The sequence below is a fragment of the Planctobacterium marinum genome (genome assembly GCF_020687805.1).
In the GTDB taxonomy this organism is placed as follows: Bacteria; Pseudomonadota; Gammaproteobacteria; order Enterobacterales; family Alteromonadaceae; genus Planctobacterium; species Planctobacterium marinum.
Map to the genome: position 1 here is coordinate 207,789 of NZ_JAJEWQ010000005.1, position 23,326 is coordinate 231,114.

Here is a 23,326-nt window from a genome sequence, read left to right on the forward strand (position 1 = left end):
TGTGTGTTACAAATCAGTTTTGTTTGGCTGACAACAATCCGGGCTGTCGGCAAACATGGGTGTTTTGTTGGGAACAAATTTTGCGTTAATAGTTAAACCGTAGCGTGTTGTTAAAAGGTAATGTGCTCCTTGTGCAGCAAAGCCAAATCCACCGACCAGGGTTGCTGAGTCACTTCGCCCACCACCAATAAAGCCGGTCCTTCAATTACCTTTGCGGCCACTAAATCGGCGATATTGCGCAGATTTCCGGTGATAATCTGTTGTTGTTGTTGCGTGGCCTGATCCACCACAGCACAGGCCATATCCGCTTTCATACCGTGGGATATTAAGCGCTGAGCGATAGTACCAATGCGCTTCAGCCCCATATAAAACACCAGGGTGTCCTGCGACTTACCGGATTGCGTCACCATGCCTGACCAGTCGGGCTCATCCTCTGGATTTTTCAAGGTGGCAGTGATAAAACGCACGCTTTGGGCATAACGACGGTCGGTCAGTGGCATACCGGAATACGCCGCCATACCGGAGGCCGCAGTAATTCCGGGCACGATGGCATAAGGAATATTGGCGTTTTGCAGCGCATCGCACTCCTCACTGACTCGGCCAAAAACAGAAGGATCACCGCCTTTCAGGCGTACCACTTTGCGTCCCAGACGGGCGTGCTCCACCATCAGATTGCAGATGGTTTGCTGCTCAAAAGAATGTTGACCACAGCGCTTACCCACAAACTGTCGGGTAGCCGACGCCGGTATCAGGCGTAATAAATCCTCTGACACCAACCAGTCAAACAGCACCACATCAGCGCTTTGAATTAAACGATGGGCTTTTAAGGTTAATAATTCCGGATCGCCGGGACCTGCGCCGACAATAAAGACTTCGCCGCGACCACCTGTAACTCGCTGATCGTCGCTGTACTTTTTAAAGTACAGGTCAAAAAAGCCTTTGAAAGATTGTGCCGGGCCGGACCGTCTGAAATTCAGCAGTCCGAACAGATTATTTATAGAAGTAGTCAGGTTCATAAGACCTCCTGAGCCAAATGATATTCGGCATCCTCTGACCGTGAATTGTCAGCGAATTGTTTGATCATGCTACCTAATTCCGACTTACAGGAGCCGCAATTAGTACCACACTGCAGTTTCTCACCCAGCCCGGCCACAGAAATAACTCCGTCAGCTATGGCTTGTTGAATGGTTTTCTCTCGCACCTGGAAACAACTACACACCAATTTTCCCTGCTGAAACGCCAGCGATGCCTGATGTTTCAGTGTGCTGACAATGTCGTCTTCGGGTAAATCATCAGATGCCAGTAAATGGTTAAACCAGGCCAGATTGTTCTGTAATGGCTGTTGTGAACACCAGAGCATGGCAGTCAATGTCTGAGAATCAGATTCAGCCTTTGTTGCACTGGCCATCCAGCCAGACAACCCGGGTTGCTCCAGCCGGATCAGGCTATGTTCCACGTGAATCAATGTTTTTAACCATTGAAGCGTATCTTCATCGAATTTATCGAATGCAAACTGGTAACAGAACCCTTGCTGCAACACCTGCTTTAACCAAAAGCCCGATGTCCCCGACAGTTTCTCTGTGGTCAGGGGCTGGCGGGTCACCAGGGTCGCCCAGCGCTCTACTGACCAGGGTTCAATGGCTACCGCCGCGGCTTTCAATTCTGGCTGACCGGAAATAGGGTCTGCCACCGGTGCCACCAGGCGATTGATGTTGGCGTGTGAGGCGTATTCGCGATTCCAGTGCATCGGCACAAACACGTCTTTGCGCCGCTGCTGTTTGTCCAGAACCGCCGTCATCAGACAAAATTCCGTGTCAGACGCGCCTTGACGATGCCGCGCAGTGATTTTCACCAGGTCTCCGTCAGCAATACTGAGACGATGGGCATCCGCCGGATGCAGATGAATGGCAGGCTTTTCGGTATGTTGGTTCAATTCAGCCACCTTGCCGGTGCGGGTCATAGTGTGCCACTGATCGCGGATACGCCCGGTATTCAACACAAACGGGAAGACATCATTGGTTTGTTGCTCCGGCAACCTCGGCGTAATAGCCACAAATTGTGCTTTACCCGAAGCGGTATAAAATCGGCCATCACTGAACAGGCGCTGGGTACCTTGGGGTTTATCCGCTGTAACTGGCCATTGTATGGGTGCCAGGTTATCGTACTGACTCAGGCTCAGATGACCCAGCCCCGATAAATCAAAATCTCTGCGCCCCAGGTTTTCAAACCCGGACAAGGCGATATGTTCGTTAAAAATATCGCAACTGTTCTGAAAATCGAAACCGGCATAGCCCATGTGTTTGGCCACATCACAGATGATTTGCCAGTCGTGTCGGGCCTCACCAGCCGGTGGCAACAGCCCTCGTTGACGGGAGATACGCCGTTCAGAATTGGTTACCGTGCCGTTTTTCTCTGACCAGCCGCTGGCGGGCAGACAAACATCAGCAAAGGCCAGGGTATCGTTGCTGGCCACGCAATCGGAAACCACCACCAGTTCACAGGCTTGCAGTGCTTCTGCCACGGCATCTTTGTCCGGCATACTCACCACCGGATTGGTGGCCATGATCCAAACGGCTTTCACCTTACCCTGTTTGATTTGCTGAAACAGATCCACCGCTTTTAAGCCCGGTTTGTTGGCAATGGTAGGGGATTGCCAGAAGCTTTTCACTAACTCGCGATGGGCGGTATTGTCGATATCCATATGGGCTGCCAGCATGTTGGCCAGACCGCCCACTTCCCGTCCCCCCATCGCATTCGGTTGTCCGGTAATAGAAAAAGGGCCACATCCGGTTTTACCTATTTTTCCGGTAGCCAGATGGCAGTTAATAATAGCATTGGATTTATCTACTCCGCTGGAGGACTGATTCACCCCCATGGAATAAAAAGTCACGCTGCGACGGGTTTGCATATACAGTTGATAAAACTGACGCAGCTGATTCACCGGAACATCAGCAAATTCACTGACACATTCAACACACCATTTGGCGGCGGCTTCCAGGCAGGTTTCAAAACCTTCGGTATGGCGCTGAATATACTGCTTATCCAAAGCATCATGACGATTAAGGTAATTCAGCAAGCCGTTGAAAATAGCGGCATCGGAGCCTGGCTTGATGGCCAGATGTAAATCCGCCAGATCACAGGTGGCGGTTTTTCGGGGATCAATCACCACCACCTTGATGGCGGGGTTCAGTTGTTTCGCCCGCTCTATACGTTGATACAACACCGGGTGTGTCCAGGCGGCGTTGCTGCCCACAAACACCAGCAATTGGGTTTGTTCCAAATCTTCGTAGCAGCAGGGTACAGCATCCGCACCAAACGCCCGCTTGTATCCGGCCACGGCCGAAGACATACACAGTCGGGAATTGGTATCTATGTTGGCGCTGCCGATATAGCCTTTCATCAGCTTATTGGCAACGTAATAATCTTCGGTCAGCAATTGCCCTGAAACGTAAAACGCCACGGCGTCAGGGCCGTGTTTGGCAATAATATCACTGAAACCTGTGGCGACCTTACTGATGGCCGTTTGCCAGTCACTGGCCTGGCCATTGATCTGCGGTTGCAACAGGCGATTATCCGGACCGTTACTCTCCACCAATTTGCTGCCTTTAACACACAGACGACCGTGATTGGCCGGATGCTCGGGTGTACCGCTGACAGCCACCAGCTGACTGCACATTTTACCGGCATCATCCGTCGCAAAAGCCATTTTGGCATCAACGCCACACCCCACCCCACAATAGGGGCAAGTCGTGCGTCGAAGGCTGGGAAACGCCTCCAGCATATGTTTGTTATTGGCCGGTAGGTTCATTGCTGTTACTCACTTTAGGCCTGAATTCAGGCCTGGATTTCCAGTTGTTCACCCACCAGGCGCACCGGATACACCGGGATTGATCTGGAATCATCTTCCAGACATTTGCCTGAGGTCAGCGAATAATGCTGCTTGTACAGTGGTGATGCCACCACCAGCTCGTCCTGCACAGAGCCGAGAATGCCCCGGCTCATGACATTGGCCTCGCCAATGGGATCCCAGTTTCCGGTAGCGAAGTATTGCGCTTCGCCCTGCACAATAAATTTAAACAGCGCGATTTGTAGTTGATTCAGTTTGGCGCACACGCCAGCGTTATCAATCAAATCATCCAGTTGACATACGGGTTGCCAGTTCATGATCTTGCTCCTGTTAAGCCGGTTCGGTGTGAGGTGTCGTTTCGGAATGCGTGGCATCCAGCACCGCGATTTTCTGTTGTGACCAGTAGGCTTGTTTTTCCTCACTGGTGGCCGGGCGAATTTGGGTACGCTCCTGCACAAACACGACGTTTTCATCCTGTTCCGGGCTGTTCACAAACTGACGGAAGCGTTTCAGGGCTTCGGGATCTTCCACCGTGGTTTTCCACTCACACTGGTAAGTGCCCACTACTGCTGCCATTTGTGCTTCCAGTTCCTCAGCGATGCCAAGGCTGTCTTCAATCACTACCTGCTTGAGATACTCCAGGCCACCTTCCAGATTCTCTAACCACACGGACGTGCGCTGCAGACGGTCTGCGGTTTTACAGTAGAACATCAAAAAGCGGTCGATGTACTTCACCAGGGTTTCGGTATCCAGGTCGGTAGCAAACAGGTCGGCATGACGAGGCTTCATTCCGCCATTACCACAGACGTAGAGGTTCCAGCCATTTTCAGTGGCGATGACACCCACATCTTTACTCTGTGCTTCGGCGCACTCACGGGTACAACCGGAGACCGCCATTTTGATTTTGTGCGGTGAGCGCAATCCTTTATAGCGATCTTCGATATTGATGGCGGTGCCAACGCTATCCTGCACGCCATAGCGGCACCAGGTGCTGCCCACACAGGATTTAACGGTACGCAAAGATTTGCCATAGGCGTGACCGGTTTCAAATCCGGCATCAATAAGCTTGCGCCAGATAGCCGGTAACTCTTCCAGTCGGGCACCAAATAAATCGATGCGTTGCCCCCCGGTGATTTTGCAGTACAGGTTGTATTCTTTGGCCACTTCACCCAGAACAATCAATTTATCAGGGGTCACTTCACCACCAGCAATGCGCGGCACCACGGAATAGGTGCCATCTTTTTGCATGTTGCCCAGGTAGCGATCATTAGTATCCTGCAAACCAATGTGGGGCTTCTTCAGCACATAGTCATTCCAGGCAGTGGCGAGAATTGAAGCCACCGTGGGTTTGCACACGTCACAGCCATGGCCGGAGCCATGTTTGTCCAGTAATTCATCGAAGGAGTGAATTTGCTCTACCCGAATCATGTGGTACAGCTCTTGGCGGCTGTAAGCAAAGTGTTCGCAGATGTCTTTTTTCACTTCCACACCGCGCGCTTCCAGCTCGGTCTCTACGACGGTTTTCAGCAAGGCAGTACAGCCACCACAGCCAGTGCTGGCTTTGGTGCAACTTTTAACACTGCCTAAATCGCAAGCACCGCCGTCCATCGCAGAAATGATGTCGCCCTTTGAAACGTTGTGACAGGAACACACCGTCGCAGTATCCGGCAAAGCGCCTGCGCCAATGGCCGGAGCGGCACCGTCAGAAGCAGGCAAAATCAGGGATTCCGGATTTTCCGGTAAAGCCATGCCGTTCAGGGCAAATTGCAGCAAGGTATCGTATTCGCCGGTATCACCCACCAGCACAGCACCCAACAACAGTTCCTGCTTGGCATCCACCACGATTTTCTTGTAAACCTGCTTCGGCTGATTTTCAAATATGTAGGTAAGGGCACCCGGTGTTCTGGCATGAGCGTCGCCAATAGACCCAACCTCCACACCCAGGAGTTTAAGTTTGGTACTCATATCTGCACCAGTAAACGCCAAATCGCCTCCTGCGATATGACTTGCTGCTACCCGAGCCATTTGATAACCGGGTGCCACTAAACCAAATATAAAGTTATTCCACAGCGCACATTCGCCGATGGCGTAAATATCTTGTGCTGAAGTCTGACACTGGTTATTCACCACGATGCCACCGCGCGGACCAATTTCGATATCAAATTCTCTGGCCAGTGCATCCTGCGGACGAATACCAGCAGAGAACAACACCATGTCTGTACCCAGTACGGCTCCGTCTTTAAAGCGCAGTTGATAGCGATTGTTATCACCCGCTTCAATAATTTCTGTGGCTTTGCTGGTATGCACCTGCACGCCCAACTCTTCAATTTTGCGCTTAAGCAGCGCACCGCCACCTTCGTCCAGTTGCACACCCATCAGTTGTGGGGCAAACTCCACCACATGGGTTTCCAGGCCGGCTTGTTTTAGCGCGTTAGCCGCTTCAAGACCCAACAGGCCACCGCCTACGACGACACCAACTTTGCTTTGACTGGCAGAATGCTGGATGGCCTCCAGATCTTCGATGGTGCGATACACCAGGCAGTGTTCCTGGTCGTGACCGGGAATGGGCGGTACAAAAGGAAAAGAGCCGGTGGCCAGCACCAGTTTGTCCCAGCTGTAGGTAGCACCACTTTCGGTGGTCACGGTTTTATCCGATTTATTGATATCCACCACTTTGGCGTTAACGTGGAACTCCACTCCCAAAGACTGATAACGGGCTTCATCGGTTAAAGCCAACTCAGCGGCCGTTTTTCCGGTGAAATATTCTGATAAATGCACCCGATCATAAGCCAGTCGCGGCTCACCGCTTAACACTGTGATATGTGCTTGTGGCAAGGCCTCCACCATTTGTTCTACAAAATGATGGCCCACCATTCCGTTACCCACCACGACAATGCGCGATTGTGCTGTTGTCATTTGCTTAGTCATACTGTTCTCCCCCAATCAGGCCGCATCGGGCTTTGCTGCGGCTTGCTGTTGCGACTTTTTCACCGCCACAGGTTCAACCTTGCGTTGTTTTTCGTACAGGAAGCTCAGCACTTCATGGCGATAGTGGTTGTACTGTTTGTCATCCGCTAACTCAATGCGGTTGCGTGGTCGCTCTAATGAAATATCCAGAATCTCACCGATAGTGGCTTCCGGACCGTTGGTCATCATGACGATGCGATCTGAGAGCAGTACCGCTTCATCCACATCATGGGTGATCATGATCACGGTATTGCCTAATTCGGCGTGGATCTCCATCAAGGAATCCTGCAAGTGGGCCCGTGTCAGGGCATCCAGGGCACCGAAAGGTTCATCCATCAACAGCACCTGCGGCTCCATAGACAGGGCGCGGGCAATACCCACACGCTGCTTCATACCACCGGAGATTTCGCCGGGAAGTTTGTCCTTGGCGTGGGTCATGTGCACCAGTTCCAGATTGTGTAAAATCCATTCGTGCTTTTGCGCCTTATCCATGTGCTTGCAGGTTTGCTTCACTGCCAGCTCCACATTTTGATAAGCCGTCAGCCAGGGCAACAGAGAATGGTTCTGAAATACCACCGCTCTTTCCGGGCCGGGTTCATTGACTTCTTTGCCTTCTAAAATCGCGCCACCGGTAGTGGCCTGATACAGGCCTGCCACAATATTCAGTACCGTGGATTTACCACAACCGGAATGGCCGATGAGGGAGATAAATTCGCCTTTTCCAATAGTCAGGTTGACATCCTGCAGTGCCACAAATGGCCCTTTTGGTGTTGGAAACTCGATGCCCACCTGGGTTAGTTCTAAATGCTTTCTCATGATTTTGCTCCGCTGTTTAGCGTTAAAATTTGCAGGCAGCAGCGTTTGTTATTCAGGCTGCGGCGCTGCCCAGGTGTTATCTCAAATTGATGGACTTGTCCCAGCTGACCTTGCGCTGCAACATCAGCATCAGTCGATCCAGGAAGAAGCCAATGGCCCCGATAACCAGCACAGCCACCATAATGCGGGCCAGTGAATCAGAGCTGCCGTTTTGGAACTCATCCCAGACGAACTTGCCAAGACCCGGGTTTTGCGCCAGCATTTCGGCGGCAATCAACACCATCCAGCCAATGCCCAGAGACAGGCGTAAACCGGTAAAAATCATAGGAATAGAAGCAGGTAAAACAATTTTCACGACATGCGACAAGGCGTTCAGACGCAACACTTTGCTGACGTTTACCAGATCACCAGGAATACCCGATACACCTACCGCGGTGTTGATCAGGGTGGGCCACAAACAGCACAGGGCGACCGTGAAAGCGGAGGTTAAAAAAGACTTTGAAAACAGCGGGTCATCGCTAACGTACACCGCGCTCACCACCATCGTCACCAGCGGCAACCAGGCCAGTGGTGATACCGGTTTAAACAGCTGAATTAACGGGTTGATGGCGGCATAAGCGGATTTACTTAAACCGCATAAGATACCCACCGGAACCGCTACCAACGAAGCGATAAAAAAGCCCACAGACACAGTGTATAAGCTGGTCCAGATTTGCTCGAAAAAAGTCGGGGCACCGGTATAAGGTCTGATTTTGGGCTGATAATCAGGGTCTGCCGCGACACGCCGGGCGTTGCGTTCTTCCTGGCGCTCATAAAAGGCTTCCGCTTTTTGCTGTTCGGCCTGATGCTCTTGCCAGAGATTCACGCTCTGTTGGTAAACCTGCACCGGGCCGGGAAACTGGCCCAGTGAGGTATCAATATTTTTAGCGGCGATGTTCCAGAAAACCAGAAACAAGGTCAGGCCGATCAACGGCAACATCGCGCTTCTTAAAGCGGCCAGCCAGGCACTATTGGCCAGTGGCGCAGGTAATTTCAGGAATGTCACTTTTTGCAATGCTGCAGTTCGGTTCATGACAATACTCCGGGGTGTAAGTTTACGGGTTAATCAAAAAACAGAATCCATATCTGTCCGGGTTACTAGTCGTTCTCAGTAGTTCTGTAAAAAATGTACTTCCCTGTACTTAAGGTCCAAAAACAACCACATGCTCTTTTTCGAGACACGAAGTCGGGGTCAAATTTTGTCGTCCGCTTTCAGGCCAATGGCAAACTTCTGTAGGTAGGCATTGGGCGCTTTACCGTCGTATGTAATGTTGTCGATAAAGTGAGTTTGCGGGTCGCGGAAACCATCTTCGGTTGCAAAGTCTGGGAATCCTGCCGGTGTGGCATATCCTTCCTTGATCAGATCTTTGGCCGCGGCTTCATAAATGTCAGGACGATAGACCTGCTCGGCGATATCGAAGTACCACTGATCCGGTTTTTGCTCACTGATCTGGCCCCAGCGGCGCATTTGCGTGAGATACCAGATGGCATCTGAGTAATAGGGGTAAGTCGCGTGATAGCGGAAGAACACATTGAAATCCGGGATCTCGCGCTTGTCGCCTTTCTCAAATTCAAAGGTGCCGGTCATACTGTTGGCAATGACGTCGGCATCAGCGCCTACGTATTGCGGTTTCGCCAGTATTTTTACCGCTTCCGGACGGTTGGCGTTGTTGTTTTCATCCAGCCACATTGCGGCACGGATCAACGCTTTTACCACACGCTTATGGGTATTGGGGTTTTGTTCAGCCCATTCTTTACTGACGCCAAACACTTTTTCCGGGTTGTCTTTCCAGATTTGATAATCGGTGATCACCGGTACGCCGATACCTTTAAATACCGCCTGCTGGTTCCAGGGTTCGCCAACGCAGTAACCATAAATGGTGCCGGCTTCCATGGTGGCGGGCATTTGCGGCGGTGGTGTCACTGACAACAACGCCTGAGCATCGATCTGACCACTGATATCGCCTTTATGGGGCGCATAAAAACCCGGATGAATATTGCCGGCTGCCAGCCAGTATCTCAGCTCGTAATTGTGAGTAGAGACCGGAAATACCATGCCCATATTGAAAGGCTTACCTTTGGCAATATAAGAATCCACCACAGGTTTCAGGGCATCGGCTTTAATGGGGTGCACAGGTTTGCCATTCTCATGGGGAATGTGCGGCTTCATCTGCGCCCAGATATCGTTAGACACCGTAATACCGTTGCCATTGAGATCCATGCTGAAGGCCGTCACTATATGAGACTGGGTACCAAAACCAATGGTGGCACCTAACGGCTGACCGGCCAGCATATGCGCGCCGTCCAGCTGACCGTCTATCACCCGGTCCAGTAACACTTTCCAGTTGGCCTGCGCTTCCAGGGTGACGTAAAGACCTTCATCTTCGAAATAACCCTTTTCATAGGCAATGGCCAGCGGTGCCATATCGGTCAATTTGATAAAGCCAAACTTCAACTCTTCTTTTTCCGGCCAATCCCCATCTGCAAAAACAGCAGTCGACAGCAATGTTACGGAAGACATTGCAACGCATATCGAGCGTTTAAATTTCTTTATCCAATGTGTGCTTAACATCTCGTGTCCTCTTTTTTTAGCCAAAAAAAAACCCACAGCGCGAATTTCTCAAAGAAATTCGTTCTGCGGGCTACTTTGCCTGGCAAACAGCGATTCACACCTGGAATAGCTGTTTGCGATATTTTAGGAGTGGATTGTTATTATTCTTATCACTCTGACTTTAGCACTGCATTCTTAATGCCAAAATTTATAACTGTTATATTTCAATCACTTACATTTTTTCGATTCATTCAGCTGCGTTATTCAGAGATCCTTTTAGTGCATTTTGGCACTACCTCGGTGCATCATCATAACGTTCAGTGGTATACACCTGACGGATCACCTGGTGCAGATCCGTATCCCTGGGTAAATGCTGGCTGCGCTGCATTTGCTGCAATAACCATATTCCTTGTTCCGGTGTGGGTTGATTGAGTTTTTGCGGCACCTGAAACAAGGTGTGGCCCTTGATTTCACGGCAATCCACGCCCTCGGTGGTCAGACAGCTGTCCAGCAATGCCGGTGCAACACTGTCCAGACTGCTACCTACGTATTCGGGTTCAGCCAACCAACGGGCGGCTTCAAAGCGATTAGGTTTCGAGGCTAACCACTGACAGGCCTTTTTCAGTGCATCAATCACCGCGAACAGGCTTTGCGGATGCTGTGCCTGCCATGCTCTGGTAAGCCCCAGTACTTTTTCCGGTGTGTTGTGCCATATTTCACAGGATGCGATTACCGTTGCCCCTATGCCCGCCCTGACTGCCGCCGCATTCCAGGGACTACCCACACAAAATCCGTCAATTTCATTTTCTGCTAAGGCCTGCACCATCCCCGAAGGCGGGATAATGCGAATATCCACATCGTCAGCGGATAATCCGCCCTGCTGCAACCAGGAAACCAGTTGATAGTAATGACAGCTGTATGGGAAAACGGCCGCGAAACAGAGTTTTTTCTGCCCCTGACTACGCCGTTCTTTGGCGATAATGCTAAGCCGTTGGGCGCTCAGAGGTTCCGATAACAATTGCGCCGCACTCTCATCTCCGGCTTGCTGTACTTCAGCAAATAAGGCATTGGACAAGGTGATCCCGTTGCCGTTGTAACTCAGGATCATCGGTACTGTCATGTCCTGAGCGCTGCTCCCCAAACCAAGATGCATAGCCAGCGGCATAGGTGCCAGCATTTGCGCCATATCCAGATAACCGGCCAGGAGTTTGTCCCGCAGGGTTGCCCAGGAATTTTGTCTGACTAACTGCACATTGAGATTATTTTGTTGAAAAAATCCCAGTTTTTCTGCCACCACCAGGGGGGCACAATCGCTTAACGGCATAAAACCAATGCTGATATCTGTTTTTTCTGGTGTGAACATATCCCCGCCTTATACCGACAACGTCGTAATGATATCAATCATGTTTTTCGCGACCTGGTCCATACGTAAACCATTGTCCATGGCCATTTTGCGTATAACCTGGTAGGCCTCTTTCTCACTCAAATTACGATTCTCCATTAACAAGCCTTTGGCTTTTTCGATGATTTTTCGGGATGCTAATTCCTGTTGGGTTTCCTGCAATTGATTGCGCAACGACTGCATTTGCTGAAAACGCGCCACCGCTGCATCCATAATGGCCCGTACCCTTGTCGTACTGACATCTCGTGCCACATAAGCACTGACACCACTATGTACCGACTGGTTGATGGTGTTGGTATCTTCCTGCTCGGAAAACATCACAATGGGCTTAGGATTAAAACTATTCAGAGTATGTAATGAATCCAGGATATCCCGACTGGGGGATTCGATATCAATGATAATGACATCCGGTTGCAGGGTATCCACCTGCTTTAACAAGGATACCTCAGCACCGAGCATGTGTTTGACCTGATAACGGGACTTGTCCAGCGCAGCAGAGAGCTCCGTTGCCCGCTGCGGGTCGTCATCAATAAGCAACACACATAGAGGTTGTGAATGATCGTCTTGAGCCATGGAAAAATGGGTACTTGCTACGGGTTAATTGCACTAAGGTGATTATTAGCAACTCCCACGCCAGATAGTTTTTTCAATAGATATCATAAGGTTAGCAATAGACCGCCCACCTGACTTTGGCATTGAATGCACCAATATGGAGCAAAAAAGCTGTCACAGGTCAGCCCATCAGTTTGCGCCAAGCGATTTTAAACATTCGCGCCATTGCTCAGGATTATTGGCATTTTTACAGGCATTGGCATCCTCTATATTCTGCGGTAGAGCCTGCAAAGCCTTTAGGAGCCGCCATATTGAAGGCGATTCGCCAGCACTTAACCATGCAGAGATTAGCTGCTTTGCCTGGTCACTTTGGAATACAAATAAAGGCAGGCATTGTTCATGAAAATAACAACTATGTTGTTTATGCTGGCCGTGTTGCACCAGTTGCCGAAGATATACAGGCGTCATCAGGGGCATATCCACCGGCAGGATCAACAGTGGTAAATGGCTGTTATTACACAACGCGGCGTGAATACCCGATAACGGCCCACGATCCGGAAAGGGTTCGACCAGTTTCTGCGCTCCGGACACCGAACTGTGGTTGAGGTAAACCTCACCTGCACCAGCGGACAACAACTGCTGTCGGGCATGTTCCAGCAAAGAGATTCTTCCGGGGAGAGTTAACTGCGCTTTATCCTGGCCCATACGGGACGAGCGTCCACCAGCCAGTACCAAACCATTAAACCGGTTACTTATTGAGTCATTCATGGTTTGTCCCGCCTGCCTGAAGATACAAATCGCGACATACCAGCGCCGATCCCTTTGGCAGGTCGGCACTGATAACCAAAAGGTTGATAAAAGCCCTCTTTGCCCTCTGCGGATAGTAAACCGACGGTGCTACCTGGTTGTGTGTTTTTGTCCAGCCAGCTTTCTATTTGCTGCATCATTCGCTGCCCTATACCCTGATTTTGAAAACCAGGATGTACCATGACGTCCTGAACATAAAAATACATAACACCGTCACCTATAACGCGGGCAAAACCTACCAAACGCCTTTGCTGGCGTGCGCAAATAGCAAAAAGAGAATGGTTAAGCGCGTTCCCGGTTTGCTGTTCCGTCATACATCGCCACCCCATCAACTGTCGCAGGGCATTAAACTCCGCCGGGGTTGGCAATGCTGCTGAGATGGCTAAATCTTCGGCCTGAGTGTTTAACATAAACGAAAAAATTTTGAGACAGGTATCCATAATGTAACTGAAAAAGCGTAAGATCAATGCATTCTCCGCTTCCCTTCTAAAGAATAACTTATGCCCCTGGAATTCGATTACATCTGGCTGATTTGTGCGCTGGCACTGTTTTTAGGTTGTGTTGTTCAGGCCGCTATTGGCTTTGGCATGGCCATTGTTGCGGCACCTATACTGGTGGTCATGCAACCCCAATGGGTGCCCTACATTCTGACCGTAACCGCGCTGGTTGTCAGTGCCAGTAATGCCTGGCAACAGAGAAACGCCATTCAATGGCGTACTATGACAGCACCGTTTATCAGCCGGATCCCAGGTACGGTATTGGGTACCTGGTTGTTAATAGTAATGTCTGTCGCGACACTGCAAATTACGGTAGCTACTATGGTGTTACTGACTGTGGTTGTATCCCTGTGGTTGAAACCCTTTCCCGCCAATGCCAGAAATTTGGGGATTGCGGGTTTTGTATCGGGTGTGGCAGGTACCACCACCAGCATTGGCGGTCCACCCATGGCGCTGGTAATGCAACACGGTGATGCCAGAACCATTAGGGCAAATTTATCGATCTTCTTTGTCTACAGCTGTGTGATCAGCCTGGTGGGTTATCAGGTTACCGGCCTAATGACGACAACAACCTGGCTAATCAGCCTCACTATGGTGCCCTTTGCGTTACTGGGTTTCTGGACGGGCAAACACCTGCAGCGCTTTGTAGATAACAGTTTCAGGCCGATTCTGTTGACCTTGTGTTCTCTGTCGGCCAGTTTCGCACTGGTGAATGCACTACTCAAAAGCACCGCATAGAGTATGACGGAAACTGAAGCGCAGGAGACAATCAGCCGCTGGCTATTGCAGGACAAATTCAGAATGCAGGTGCTTGAGGCTGTGCGGGAATTAGCGCTACCACAGGCTTATATTGCTGCGGGGTTCTTGCGCAATCTGGTTTGGGATCGGTTGCATCAAAAAAGTTTTTCAGCCCTTAATGATATTGACATTATTTATTTTGATACTGACCACAGTTTCAGTGAGAGTCAGGCGAAAATGCATTTACAAAAGCAGTTTGTGCAGATGGAGTGGGATGTAAAAAATCAGGCCAGAATGCATAAAAAACACGGCCACGCTCCCTATTCAGGATGTGCTGAGGCGATGTCCAACTGGCCGGAAAAAGAAACCGCCATTGCGGTGCGACTGAATAAAAATCAGCAGCCTGAGTTTGTGGCTCCCTGGGGTCTGGCATTGTTATTTGACGCCTGTATCACCTGGAATGACAAACGCCCTCTGTCACTGTTTAAAGACCGTGTTGCCGCCAAAGCCTGGTTAACACAATGGCCAAAACTCACCCTGCGAATTAATGGCAATGACCCGGCCTCAACCTGAATTGCACCATTTTCAGAGCGATGTTATCACCCTGGTATTAGGTTACAAAAACACAGCCCAGGGTGAGCTACTGCCTGTTATGCAACAACGAGCCAAACAGGCTCTGCGAATTGCACAGCAATTTAACACTCCCATCCTGTGTACCGGTGGTTGGGGAGAAAAGTTCAATCAGCACCCCTGCGCTCACGCCAGCCATGTGCAACGCTGGATGCAGCAACAAGGTGCCCCGGCTACACAGTTTCTGCCTTATGCCGCCAGTCGAAACACCTACGAAGACGGTAAACTCTGCGCTCAGGCGATACGCCTGTTTAACGTCAAAAAAGTGTACCTGGTGACTTCTGATTTCCACATCCAGCGAGGCTTTTTATGGCTTCGACATTTTAGTCCTCACATCGACATCATCTGCAAACCTTCAGAAACAGTGATCACTGAACCGTCGCGTAATGCCCTATACGCCCATGAACGCCAGGCCATTACCCAGTTTTACCGGGATTTTCCCGATACTCCTGCGGTGGAAACCCTTTACGACTGGTCATCTTTAGGATTGCCTGTCAGTTGAGTTACGTTCTGCAGACAACCCCAATACCCCAAACTCTGACAGTGCCCATCCCCTGTTTATTTCCGCGTCAGTTTAATTCGGCGCTATAATGCCGCCAGTTTCAGCCTCAGGAGCTTAAATTTGCTCAACAAATTATTCAAAAAAAAGCCTGTCAGCGCTTATCAAGCCATAGGCGGAGAACAGGGCACACGGCAACTTGCAAACCGGTTTTACGATATTATGGAGTCAGATCCCGTCGCCGCCGAGTTACTGGCATTGCACCCTAAGCCAATGGACAAACTTCGGCAAAAGTTTTTTGAATATTTAGCCGGCTGGCTGGGTGGACCGCCACTGTACGAGTCTCAATATGGTCATCCGCGACTTCGCGCCAGACATTTGCCATTTGCCGTCACAGAGCAAATGATTGAACAATGGTTGTACTGCTTCAACAAAGCGCTAAATGAGGTAGTCAGTGACGGCCAGGTGCGGGAAGCCATCCGCCAACCCATCACGCAACTAGCTCGCCACATGAGAAACACCTGATATCAAGGGGTAGTCATTTCAAAGGGGCATAATTTCAAAGGGTCAGAGTGCCTGAAAGCGTTTCAGCAACTCCGCCCCTGAAATTATTTCCTGAAACTTACTGCACGTAAGCTTCGTTGGCTTTTACGGTGAGCGGGTGGTAGCCCGCTTTGGCCACATCAAAGGCCTTTTTCGCAAAGGCTTTACCTTCCGGTGTTTCTGCCAAGGCTTTGTAAAGGGGCTTTACCAACTTATTGCGCCCGATGCTGGTGAGGTAATCGTATAATCTGTCCCAGGCCACTTTGTAATCGTTGTTGATCGCGTGCAGCAACCAACTGTGGGCGATTTCGTTGTTCTGATGGCCGGTAAAATTGAACGCCGCATCCAGTTCCGACATTTGTTCTATGCTCATGGCGGGCAGCTTATCTACAAAATACTTCCACTGATGGTAGTTCCAGTTTTTGGTGTCGATGTCTCCGGCTCTCAACGCGCCCTGCAACCAGGCATCGCGGGCTTCATCCACAATGGCAAAGGCATCAGAGCTGGCACCGGGTGCGCCTTCTGGAATACCAGGCTGGAAAATCCATTGCAGAATACGCTCTTTATTGAGTTCCTGCGGATACTGAGCTAACAGAGTGTCATCCAGATAATCAATAAACTGCTCTGTGGTGATGCTCTGGAAAGCAAAGTGTTCGAAATAGCCCAGCAGAAAAGCATCAAAGTTCTCACGGCCGATTTTAGTCTCCAGTTCCCTGAGGAACAAAGCGCCCTTTTCATAGGGAATGTTGCTAAACACATCATCGGCGTCACGACCGCGTAAGTCGATTGCTAAAATTTGATCTTTCTCCGGTAAACTGGCGATGTCAGCGGCTAAATCCTGCGCGCCTAACACCAGTTCCATGTTGTAGCGGTCAGTGCCGTATATAAATTCCATAATGCGGTAGGTTAGATAGGTGGTAAAACCTTCGTTTAACCAGAGGTCCCGCCAGGTGGCATTGGTAATGGTATTACCCGACCAGGAATGGGCTAACTCATGGGCAATCAGCGCCACCAGGGATTTATCACCTGCAATCACCGTCGGGGTAATGAATGACAATCTGGGATTTTCCATGCCACCAAACGGGAAAGACGGAGGCAGGATCAGCAGGTCATATCGCCCCCAGCTATAGTCGCCATAGCGTTTTTCCGTCTCTATCAGCATGTTTTCGGTGTCTTCAAACTCGTTTGCCGCACGCTCCAGCCAACTGGCCTCGGCATAAACGCCGGTGCGCTCTCCCATGGCTTTAAACTGTAAATCACCCACCGCCAGTGCTATCAGATAAGAGGGGATAGGTTGCGGCATAGTGAATTCATACACGCCGTCCCTTTCAGTATTCGGATCATTGGCAGCACTCATAACAGCCAACAACTCTTTGGGGGTGCGAATAATTGCATCGTAGGTCACTCTGGCTTTGGGCGTGTCCTGTAACGGAATAAAGCTACGCGCATGAATCGCCTGTGCCTGGGTGAACAAAAATGGCTGTTGTTTACCGGCGGTTTGCTGCGGCGTTAACCATTGCACGCCTGAGGCGTCTGGTGAGGTTTCATAAGCTACGGTAATCTTCCGGGCTTTTTTCGGGACGGTGATCAATAACCCGGTACCCAGATGAGGATCGGGTTCCATCAGGATATAGGGCACGTCTTTGCCATCTGCAGTCACTGACAATATGGTGAGATCGCGGGTATCTAAAATTAATCGTTTCTTTTCCGGATTAACCCGTGTGATTTCCAGCTCAGCGGTACCGGCCAGTACTTTTCGTTCAAAGTCGACGGTTAAATCCAGTGAAATATGCGTGACTTTGATCTCTTCGGGGTTGGCCAGGGAGTGATAATCCTTACCTACTTTTATACCGTCAGGCGCCGCTTTTTTGAGCAACGGCTGTTCAGTGGTTACGGGAGTTTCCCTGGTCGCTGCAGTTTCATCATTTTTGCTGCAGGAGGCCAGAGCCAACAACATAAATAGCGAAATAAGTGCTTGTTTTTTCATCGTTAATCCTCAAGCTAAATGGACCTAATAAAAGCAGGCTACATACTGCGTCAAAGCGGGTCCGGGTACAACAAAATTTCGTAAAAAACCCTTTAAAATCGCCACAAAAACCGCAATGATGAGTAGTGTTAAATCGGGAGTAGTGCAATGAAGTTAGGCTTAGTTTTAGGTAGTGGTGCAGCCAGAGGCTGGGCACATATCGGCATAATCAACCGCCTGAAAGAAATTGGTTTTGAGCCTCACATTGTAACCGGCAGTTCCATTGGCGCACTGGTTGGCGCAGCACTGGCCAGCGGAAAGCTGGCAGAGCTGCAGGAATGGGTTAAAAGTCTGGATAACTGGCAGGTATTCAGCCTGCTGGACTGGGGTCTTGGTCAGGGCGGCCTGATCAGTGGCGAAAAGGTATTCGAAAAGGTTACAGAAACCATCGGCGACGTAAACTTCGAGGATTTAAACTTGCCTTTTGGCGCGGTAGCGACTGACTTATTTACCGGGCGGGAAACCTGGTTAACTCAGGGTTCGCTAAAACATGCCCTGCGCTGCTCCTGCGCCATTCCGGGTATCCTGGCACCGTACGAATATGAGGGGCGCTGGATGGTCGATGGTGCCACGGTTAATCCGGTACCCGTTTCGCTGTGTAAAGCCATGGGTGCGGATTTTGTAATAGCGGTAGATTTAAATTCAGACAAGTCCAATCTGGGAGCGAAAAATCAGGAAAAAGTACTCCCTCAGGCCGAAGCCGAAGAGTTGCCCAGCGAACCGGAAAAACCGCTGGATTACGTGGCCAAGCCGGGTTCGGACAGAAATCACTTTGACAAACTGTTGTTGTCGGGCAAAAACTACCTGCAACAACTGAAAGAACGCAAACAGGTAAAAGCCCGTACCCCCGATGTATTCGCTGTGATGTCGGGGTGTATCGATATTATGCAGGATCGCATCACCCGCTCACAATTGGCGGGCGATCCCCCGGATCTGGTGATCCAACCAAAGCTGTCTGACTACGGCATTATGGATTTTGACAAGGCTGAAGCCCTGATAAAAATCGGGGAAGAATGTGTCGACCTGTACCGCCCCATCCTGCAGTACAAACTGGAGCACATCAGCGTTTAGTCAGCCCCTAAATGCTGCTCCCTATCCAGTACCCAGCAGCGTTCGTTGTGTTGATAACCTATGTGCTGGTAATAGTCTTTGGCCGCCGGTGCGGCCAGCAGAATGATTTTGCATTTGGGTCCCAGGCGTTGCTGCGTCAACTGTTGCAACTTCAGTCCTATGCCTTCACCCTGAAATGATTTGTGCACCGCTAAATCCGACAAATAACAACAATAGTGAAAATCAGTCACAGAGCGGGCAATACCAACCAGTTTTTGCTCATGCCAGGCGCTGATGATCAGATTGCTGTTTTCCAGCATCCCTTTCAGGCAGGCATAATCTTCCACCGGACGGCGTTCCGCCAGCGTAGAGTCATGCAGTAATTGGCGAAAATCTTCCGGCTTAACGTTTTCGTTAATTTCATATTGAATATGCATAAAGTGGTTCTTATCTGCTCTCTGTGCTTCGCTGAGATCGGCTCAGGTGTGTCAAAAACGATGCTCTCTGGCATCGTCGGCCTGTTCAGCATACTGATTAATAGTCATAACTTCCATACTCCAGGCAGAAGTTCCCAGTGGATCTTCAAACAACTCGGCGTTCAGGGTGCCTGAGAATAAATAGGGCTTATCCAACGCCGGTAACGCAATAGCGTTGGGCAGTTGAACATAAAACATCTGGTTGGGTGGCGGTGGTGGAAAGTGCAGACAGGCACCAAAGTAAGGCACCACAAAAAAGCTCCTGACTTGCTGCCCGTCGACTTCCAGCGGCACCATAAAACCCGGAATACTCACATTCTGTTGCGCCATTGCCCGATTGATTTGATAGCCATCCAGTCCCTGCCAGGTTTGTGCTTTAAGTACCGATGCCAGCAGGCGCTGCTCTTCGCTGATGCCGGAAGATTCGGTTTGACCCGGCGTTAACAAAGCCGCGGTATTGCGTTGTAGCTGCTGCAGCAAGAATTTATCATCTTCGCCCATCAGGTCCTGCCAGCCGATAGCGTTGGGTTGCAAGGAATTCTCTACATGATACAGAACAGCATCATGGTGAAACCACAACCTGAATACCATGCCTGATAACCCATAACCCGTCGCAGCGAAACACGCGATCACCACCAGCAGTGTGATGTAGCGGCTGAATTTAGCCCTTTTCAGGGAGGTTAGATTTAAAGACATAATGCTGTGTTTATTGAAAAAACCTGATCAATATTTCTGATATATATTTCTGATGAATGTTGCCAACAAAGGTTACTGATAAACGCACCTGACAACCGTCCGACGCCGCGGAGGCACAACTATTGTTTAATGTACAGTTACAATATAACATTACTGCAAATTTCACAAACGCCCAGAACCGTGACTGCCAGAATTTCATCACCCATTCCCACCCATCTCATTACCGGCTTTTTAGGTGTCGGCAAAACCACCTTAATTAAGCATCTTTTGGAACACAAACCCAGGAATGAAAAATGGGCCATACTGGTCAATGAGTTTGGCGAAATAGGGATAGACGGGCAATTACTCAGCGGCCCACAAGACCAGCAAAAGGGTATTTTTATCAAAGAGGTACCCGGCGGGTGTATGTGCTGCACTTCGGGCTTACCCATGCAAATTGCGCTGGCTATGCTCATCAGCCAAAGTAAACCGGATCGCCTGTTCATCGAACCCACCGGATTAGGTCATCCAAACGAAGTAATCAGCGAACTGCAGAAGCCCCACAACCGCGAAGTCATTGACCTCAAAGCCGTAATGACGATGTTTGATGCCCGCAAGCTGGTGCAACCCCGTTACCATGACCATCACATCTTTCGCGAACAACTGGAAATCGCCGACATACTGGTAGCCGCTAAGGCGGATTTATACACAGAGCAAGATAAAGTCGACATGCTACACACCCTGGAAAAGTTGGGGCTGCAGGACAAACCCCGGCACTTTTCAGTACAGGGCAACTTGCCAGTTGCGCTACTGGAGACCCGTCGCAATAGCGCACCGGCTAACGAAGAAGCCCATCATCACCATCACGCAGACGCGCCGGCGACACCAGCCTGGCAAACCCAACTGGAACAGGATGGTTGTGCCTATACCCAACAAACCCGCTCCGGTTTTATCACCGAAGGCTGGATCTACGACAAAAGTCACATCTTTGATTTTACTCAGATATTTACACTCCTCAATGGCATCAATCCGGAACGGCTCAAAGGGGTATTTATCACAGAACGCGGTATTTTTGGTTTTAACAAAACCGATGGCATTTTAAGTTGCATTGAGCTCAGTGAAAGTGACGATTCACGCCTGGAGATTATCTACCCGGCATCCTCTGAGAGCGGGACCGATACAGATGACAAGGCCAGCTCAGTGTGGCACTCTGCCCTGGACATCAATAAAGCAATAAGAACTCGTTTAAGCTAGGCGTTAATGACACAACACAACACCGACTACCTGTTACAAATGCGCGATGTGACCTTTCGTTATCAGGCCACTTCCGAGGCGGACTTGCTGGCAATTGCGCAGTGGGATCTGCGCGTTGGACAAAAAGTATTTTTATACGGCCCCTCAGGCAGCGGTAAAAGTACCCTGCTCAATCTGTTGGCAGGTACGTTAAAGCCGCAACAGGGCAGTATCCGGATATTAAACCAGGACATCGCCTTGTTGTCAGCGCGCAAACGGGACAAATTCAGAGCTCAAAATATCGGCGTGGTTTTTCAGCAATTTAACCTTATTCCTTATCTGAGTGTGGCACAAAACATCGAGGCAGCCGCCTGGTTGGCGGGCAATACCCGCGCCGATCTCAGCCACCGGATTGCCCAAACCATCAGGCAGTTACAACTGCCGACAACCATACTGGCACAACAGGCTTCGCAGCTGAGTGTCGGGCAACAACAGCGGGTAGCGATAGCCCGTGCATTGATCAACAACCCCAGATTAATGATCGTGGATGAACCCACATCGGCACTGGATTCAGATGCCAGAGACAGTTTTATGCAGCTGTTACTGCAGGTTTGCGAGCAGGCAAACAGCACGTTGGTTTTTGTCAGCCATGACCAAAGCCTCAGTCAGTATTTTGACGAGCGGGTATCACTGGCCAGTCTCAATCAGGCCATACCAGCCAAGGCGGAACAATGATCCTGAGTATTGCAAGCGGAAGCCTGAAAAGCCGAAAAAGCTCCGTCATTCTGACCATAATCTCCCTGGTGGTGAGTATCAGCCTGCTGCTGAGTGTGGAGCACATCCGCAGCGAAGCAAAAGACAGCTTTGGGCGCACGGTATCGGGGGTAGACTTAATCGTGGGCGCGAGAACCGGGCAACTTAATTTGTTGCTCTATTCGGTGTTTCGGGTGGGCAATGCCACCAACAATATAGACTGGGCCACCTTTGAAAAAATACAGGCTGACGAGCTGGTAAAATGGGCCATTCCGGTTTCGCTGGGGGATTCCCACAAAGGTTACCGGGTGATGGGTACCAGTAGCGATTATTTTAAGCATTTCCGTTATGGTCAAAAGCAGCTGCTGGACTTTCAGCAGGGTGAAGCCTTCGGTGATATTCTGCAAACGGTGATAGGCGCGGAAGTGGCGCAAAAGCTGGGATATCAGGTTGGCGATAGCATCACCCTGTCTCATGGTGTGGGCGGCGTCAGTTTTAGTAATCACGATGAAGCCCCGTTTGTGGTTACCGGAATACTAAAAGCCACCGGAACACCGGTAGATCAAACGGTACACGTCAGTCTGGAATCGCTGGAACTGGTGCATTTGCCCGCCGCTCATATCGCCAGGTATGTCAGCGATCCACAAGCCGCACTGAACCAAAATCCGTTGCAACCTAAAACCATTACGGCCTTCTTTTTGGGCTTAAACTCAAAATTTGCCACCTTTGGTGTGCAACGCAGCATCAATAACTATCGCGGTGAACCTTTACTGGCAATTTTACCCGGTGTTGCCCTGGCTGAATTGTGGCAAATGCTGGGAACGGTGGAAAACCTGCTGCGGGTTATCTCGGTGTTAATTTTAATTTCCTCTTTGTTCGGCTTAGCGACGATGTTATTAGCCTCAATGCGTGAGCGTCACCGGGAAATTGCCGTACTTCGGGCCATAGGCGCGGGACCTGGCTTGCTGTTTGTGCTTATTCAGGCTGAAGCTCTGTTGGTGTCCGCAGTTGCCACACTGCTGTCGTTTTTATTGGTGTGGCTCACCCTGGTGGTCAGCAACGAATGGCTGAGTACCTATTACGGTTTATTCATCAGCACCGACTTATTAACTCAGGACGCAATGCTTATCGCTCTTATGGTTGTAATCGCCACCAGTATCGTGGCCTGTATTCCGGCTATCGGGGCTTACCGGCGGGCACTACACTCTGGTCTGAATCAATAGCA

General features: G+C 50.2%; 22 protein-coding genes. 8 read left to right on the top strand and 14 right to left on the bottom strand.

Annotated features, from left to right (window positions below; translation table 11 throughout):
* Positions 1-110: 110 nt before the first annotated feature.
* From cobA to LJ740_RS17210, 11 genes are all read right to left on the bottom strand, one after another.
* Positions 111-1,016, bottom strand: a complete 906-nt coding sequence (cobA, locus tag LJ740_RS17160; protein ID WP_229530350.1) for a uroporphyrinogen-III C-methyltransferase — start codon at positions 1,014-1,016, stop codon at positions 111-113.
* On the bottom strand, positions 1,013-3,808 hold the full coding sequence (locus LJ740_RS17165) for a nitrate reductase (protein WP_229530351.1): 2,796 nt from the start codon (positions 3,806-3,808) through the stop codon (positions 1,013-1,015). Before LJ740_RS17165 ends, cobA begins: the two co-directional genes overlap by 4 nt.
* Before the next feature lie 26 nt (positions 3,809-3,834).
* Positions 3,835-4,164, bottom strand: coding sequence for a nitrite reductase small subunit NirD (nirD, locus tag LJ740_RS17170; protein WP_229530352.1), 330 nt, complete (start codon positions 4,162-4,164; stop codon positions 3,835-3,837).
* 13 nt (positions 4,165-4,177) lie between these two features.
* Entirely contained in the window at positions 4,178-6,763 is a 2,586-nt protein-coding gene (gene nirB / locus LJ740_RS17175; RefSeq protein ID WP_229530490.1) for a nitrite reductase large subunit NirB, read from the bottom strand.
* A gap of 27 nt (positions 6,764-6,790) precedes the next feature.
* Positions 6,791-7,630, bottom strand: a complete 840-nt coding sequence (locus LJ740_RS17180) for an ABC transporter ATP-binding protein (protein WP_229530353.1) — start codon at positions 7,628-7,630, stop codon at positions 6,791-6,793.
* A gap of 76 nt (positions 7,631-7,706) precedes the next feature.
* Positions 7,707-8,609, bottom strand: a complete 903-nt coding sequence (locus LJ740_RS17185) for an ABC transporter permease (RefSeq protein ID WP_229530491.1) — start codon at positions 8,607-8,609, stop codon at positions 7,707-7,709.
* Positions 8,610-8,861: 252 nt separating this feature from the next.
* Positions 8,862-10,190 carry a CmpA/NrtA family ABC transporter substrate-binding protein gene (locus LJ740_RS17190; protein WP_229530354.1) on the bottom strand — a complete coding sequence of 443 codons (1,329 nt, stop codon included), beginning with the start codon at positions 10,188-10,190 and terminating at the stop codon, positions 8,862-8,864.
* A gap of 322 nt (positions 10,191-10,512) precedes the next feature.
* The gene (locus LJ740_RS17195) at positions 10,513-11,583 is read right to left on the bottom strand and encodes a CmpA/NrtA family ABC transporter substrate-binding protein (RefSeq protein WP_229530355.1); all 1,071 of its coding nucleotides are present in this window, start codon (positions 11,581-11,583) and stop codon (positions 10,513-10,515) included.
* A gap of 9 nt (positions 11,584-11,592) precedes the next feature.
* Positions 11,593-12,195: an ANTAR domain-containing response regulator gene (locus LJ740_RS17200; RefSeq protein ID WP_229530356.1), complete on the bottom strand. Its 603-nt coding sequence runs from the start codon at positions 12,193-12,195 to the stop codon at positions 11,593-11,595.
* Between the two features lie 168 nt (positions 12,196-12,363).
* Entirely contained in the window at positions 12,364-12,942 is a 579-nt protein-coding gene (mobA, locus tag LJ740_RS17205) for a molybdenum cofactor guanylyltransferase (protein ID WP_229530357.1), read from the bottom strand.
* Positions 12,939-13,448 (bottom strand): GNAT family N-acetyltransferase, encoded by a 510-nt coding sequence (locus tag LJ740_RS17210; RefSeq protein ID WP_229530358.1) that lies wholly within the window; start codon positions 13,446-13,448, stop codon positions 12,939-12,941. The genes mobA and LJ740_RS17210 overlap by 4 nt, the downstream gene beginning before the upstream one ends.
* 33 nt (positions 13,449-13,481) lie before the next feature.
* Between LJ740_RS17210 and LJ740_RS17215 the strand changes: the two genes are divergently transcribed.
* The 4 genes from LJ740_RS17215 to LJ740_RS17230 all read left to right on the top strand — a co-directional run bounded on the left by LJ740_RS17215 (position 13,482) and on the right by LJ740_RS17230 (position 15,870).
* Positions 13,482-14,216 carry a sulfite exporter TauE/SafE family protein gene (locus LJ740_RS17215; protein ID WP_229530359.1) on the top strand — a complete coding sequence of 245 codons (735 nt, stop codon included), beginning with the start codon at positions 13,482-13,484 and terminating at the stop codon, positions 14,214-14,216.
* A 3-nt stretch (positions 14,217-14,219) separates the two neighbouring features.
* Positions 14,220-14,789: a nucleotidyltransferase family protein gene (locus LJ740_RS17220; RefSeq protein ID WP_229530360.1), complete on the top strand. Its 570-nt coding sequence runs from the start codon at positions 14,220-14,222 to the stop codon at positions 14,787-14,789.
* Positions 14,770-15,348 (top strand): YdcF family protein, encoded by a 579-nt coding sequence (locus LJ740_RS17225; RefSeq protein ID WP_229530361.1) that lies wholly within the window; start codon positions 14,770-14,772, stop codon positions 15,346-15,348. The genes LJ740_RS17220 and LJ740_RS17225 overlap by 20 nt, the downstream gene beginning before the upstream one ends.
* Positions 15,349-15,468: 120 nt before the next feature.
* A complete protein-coding gene (locus LJ740_RS17230; protein WP_229530362.1) occupies positions 15,469-15,870 on the top strand; it encodes a group II truncated hemoglobin in 402 nt (133 codons plus the stop codon).
* 97 nt (positions 15,871-15,967) lie between these two features.
* Here the strand turns inward: LJ740_RS17230 and LJ740_RS17235 are convergent, their stop codons facing one another.
* Positions 15,968-17,875, bottom strand: a complete 1,908-nt coding sequence (locus tag LJ740_RS17235) for a M1 family metallopeptidase (RefSeq protein WP_229530363.1) — start codon at positions 17,873-17,875, stop codon at positions 15,968-15,970.
* A gap of 147 nt (positions 17,876-18,022) precedes the next feature.
* Here LJ740_RS17235 and rssA point away from each other — a divergent pair, with 147 nt between their 5' ends.
* Complete coding sequence (rssA, locus tag LJ740_RS17240; protein ID WP_229530364.1) at positions 18,023-18,985, top strand: patatin-like phospholipase RssA; 963 nt, start codon at positions 18,023-18,025, stop codon at positions 18,983-18,985.
* Here rssA and LJ740_RS17245 read toward each other — a convergent pair.
* Positions 18,982-19,401: a GNAT family N-acetyltransferase gene (locus LJ740_RS17245; protein ID WP_229530365.1), complete on the bottom strand. Its 420-nt coding sequence runs from the start codon at positions 19,399-19,401 to the stop codon at positions 18,982-18,984. The two genes, rssA and LJ740_RS17245, sit on opposite strands and share 4 nt — an antisense overlap.
* Before the next feature lie 51 nt (positions 19,402-19,452).
* Positions 19,453-20,136, bottom strand: a complete 684-nt coding sequence (locus LJ740_RS17250) for a DUF3299 domain-containing protein (RefSeq protein ID WP_229530366.1) — start codon at positions 20,134-20,136, stop codon at positions 19,453-19,455.
* A gap of 129 nt (positions 20,137-20,265) precedes the next feature.
* Between LJ740_RS17250 and LJ740_RS17255 the strand changes: the two genes are divergently transcribed.
* The 3 genes from LJ740_RS17255 to LJ740_RS17265 are packed head-to-tail and all read left to right on the top strand — an operon-like array spanning position 20,266 to position 23,324.
* Complete coding sequence (locus LJ740_RS17255) at positions 20,266-21,369, top strand: CobW family GTP-binding protein (RefSeq protein WP_229530367.1); 1,104 nt, start codon at positions 20,266-20,268, stop codon at positions 21,367-21,369.
* 6 nt (positions 21,370-21,375) lie between these two features.
* Positions 21,376-22,083, top strand: a complete 708-nt coding sequence (locus LJ740_RS17260; RefSeq protein WP_229530368.1) for an ABC transporter ATP-binding protein — start codon at positions 21,376-21,378, stop codon at positions 22,081-22,083.
* Positions 22,080-23,324: an ABC transporter permease gene (locus tag LJ740_RS17265; protein WP_229530369.1), complete on the top strand. Its 1,245-nt coding sequence runs from the start codon at positions 22,080-22,082 to the stop codon at positions 23,322-23,324. The genes LJ740_RS17260 and LJ740_RS17265 overlap by 4 nt, the downstream gene beginning before the upstream one ends.
* The last annotated feature ends 2 nt before the right edge of the window (positions 23,325-23,326 follow it).

Bases quoted from the DNA above. Each gene is read 5' to 3' on its own strand.
- cobA (WP_229530350.1), bottom strand. From the start codon at position 1,016: ATGAACCTGACTACTTCTATAAATAATCTGTTCGGACTGCTGAATTTC.
- LJ740_RS17165 (WP_229530351.1), bottom strand. From the start codon at position 3,808: ATGAACCTACCGGCCAATAACAAACATATGCTGGAGGCGTTTCCCAGC.
- nirD (WP_229530352.1), bottom strand. From the start codon at position 4,164: ATGAACTGGCAACCCGTATGTCAACTGGATGATTTGATTGATAACGCT.
- nirB (WP_229530490.1), bottom strand. From the start codon at position 6,763: ATGACAACAGCACAATCGCGCATTGTCGTGGTGGGTAACGGAATGGTG.
- LJ740_RS17180 (WP_229530353.1), bottom strand. From the start codon at position 7,630: ATGAGAAAGCATTTAGAACTAACCCAGGTGGGCATCGAGTTTCCAACA.
- LJ740_RS17185 (WP_229530491.1), bottom strand. From the start codon at position 8,609: ATGTTGCCGTTGATCGGCCTGACCTTGTTTCTGGTTTTCTGGAACATC.
- LJ740_RS17190 (WP_229530354.1), bottom strand. From the start codon at position 10,190: ATGTCTTCCGTAACATTGCTGTCGACTGCTGTTTTTGCAGATGGGGAT.
- LJ740_RS17195 (WP_229530355.1), bottom strand. From the start codon at position 11,583: ATGTTCACACCAGAAAAAACAGATATCAGCATTGGTTTTATGCCGTTA.
- LJ740_RS17200 (WP_229530356.1), bottom strand. From the start codon at position 12,195: ATGGCTCAAGACGATCATTCACAACCTCTATGTGTGTTGCTTATTGAT.
- mobA (WP_229530357.1), bottom strand. From the start codon at position 12,942: ATGAATGACTCAATAAGTAACCGGTTTAATGGTTTGGTACTGGCTGGT.
- LJ740_RS17215 (WP_229530359.1), top strand. From the start codon at position 13,482: ATGCCCCTGGAATTCGATTACATCTGGCTGATTTGTGCGCTGGCACTG.
- LJ740_RS17220 (WP_229530360.1), top strand. From the start codon at position 14,220: ATGACGGAAACTGAAGCGCAGGAGACAATCAGCCGCTGGCTATTGCAG.
- LJ740_RS17225 (WP_229530361.1), top strand. From the start codon at position 14,770: ATGACCCGGCCTCAACCTGAATTGCACCATTTTCAGAGCGATGTTATC.
- LJ740_RS17235 (WP_229530363.1), bottom strand. From the start codon at position 17,875: ATGAAAAAACAAGCACTTATTTCGCTATTTATGTTGTTGGCTCTGGCC.
- rssA (WP_229530364.1), top strand. From the start codon at position 18,023: ATGAAGTTAGGCTTAGTTTTAGGTAGTGGTGCAGCCAGAGGCTGGGCA.
- LJ740_RS17245 (WP_229530365.1), bottom strand. From the start codon at position 19,401: ATGCATATTCAATATGAAATTAACGAAAACGTTAAGCCGGAAGATTTT.
- LJ740_RS17250 (WP_229530366.1), bottom strand. From the start codon at position 20,136: ATGTCTTTAAATCTAACCTCCCTGAAAAGGGCTAAATTCAGCCGCTAC.
- LJ740_RS17255 (WP_229530367.1), top strand. From the start codon at position 20,266: ATGTACAGTTACAATATAACATTACTGCAAATTTCACAAACGCCCAGA.
- LJ740_RS17260 (WP_229530368.1), top strand. From the start codon at position 21,376: ATGACACAACACAACACCGACTACCTGTTACAAATGCGCGATGTGACC.
- LJ740_RS17265 (WP_229530369.1), top strand. From the start codon at position 22,080: ATGATCCTGAGTATTGCAAGCGGAAGCCTGAAAAGCCGAAAAAGCTCC.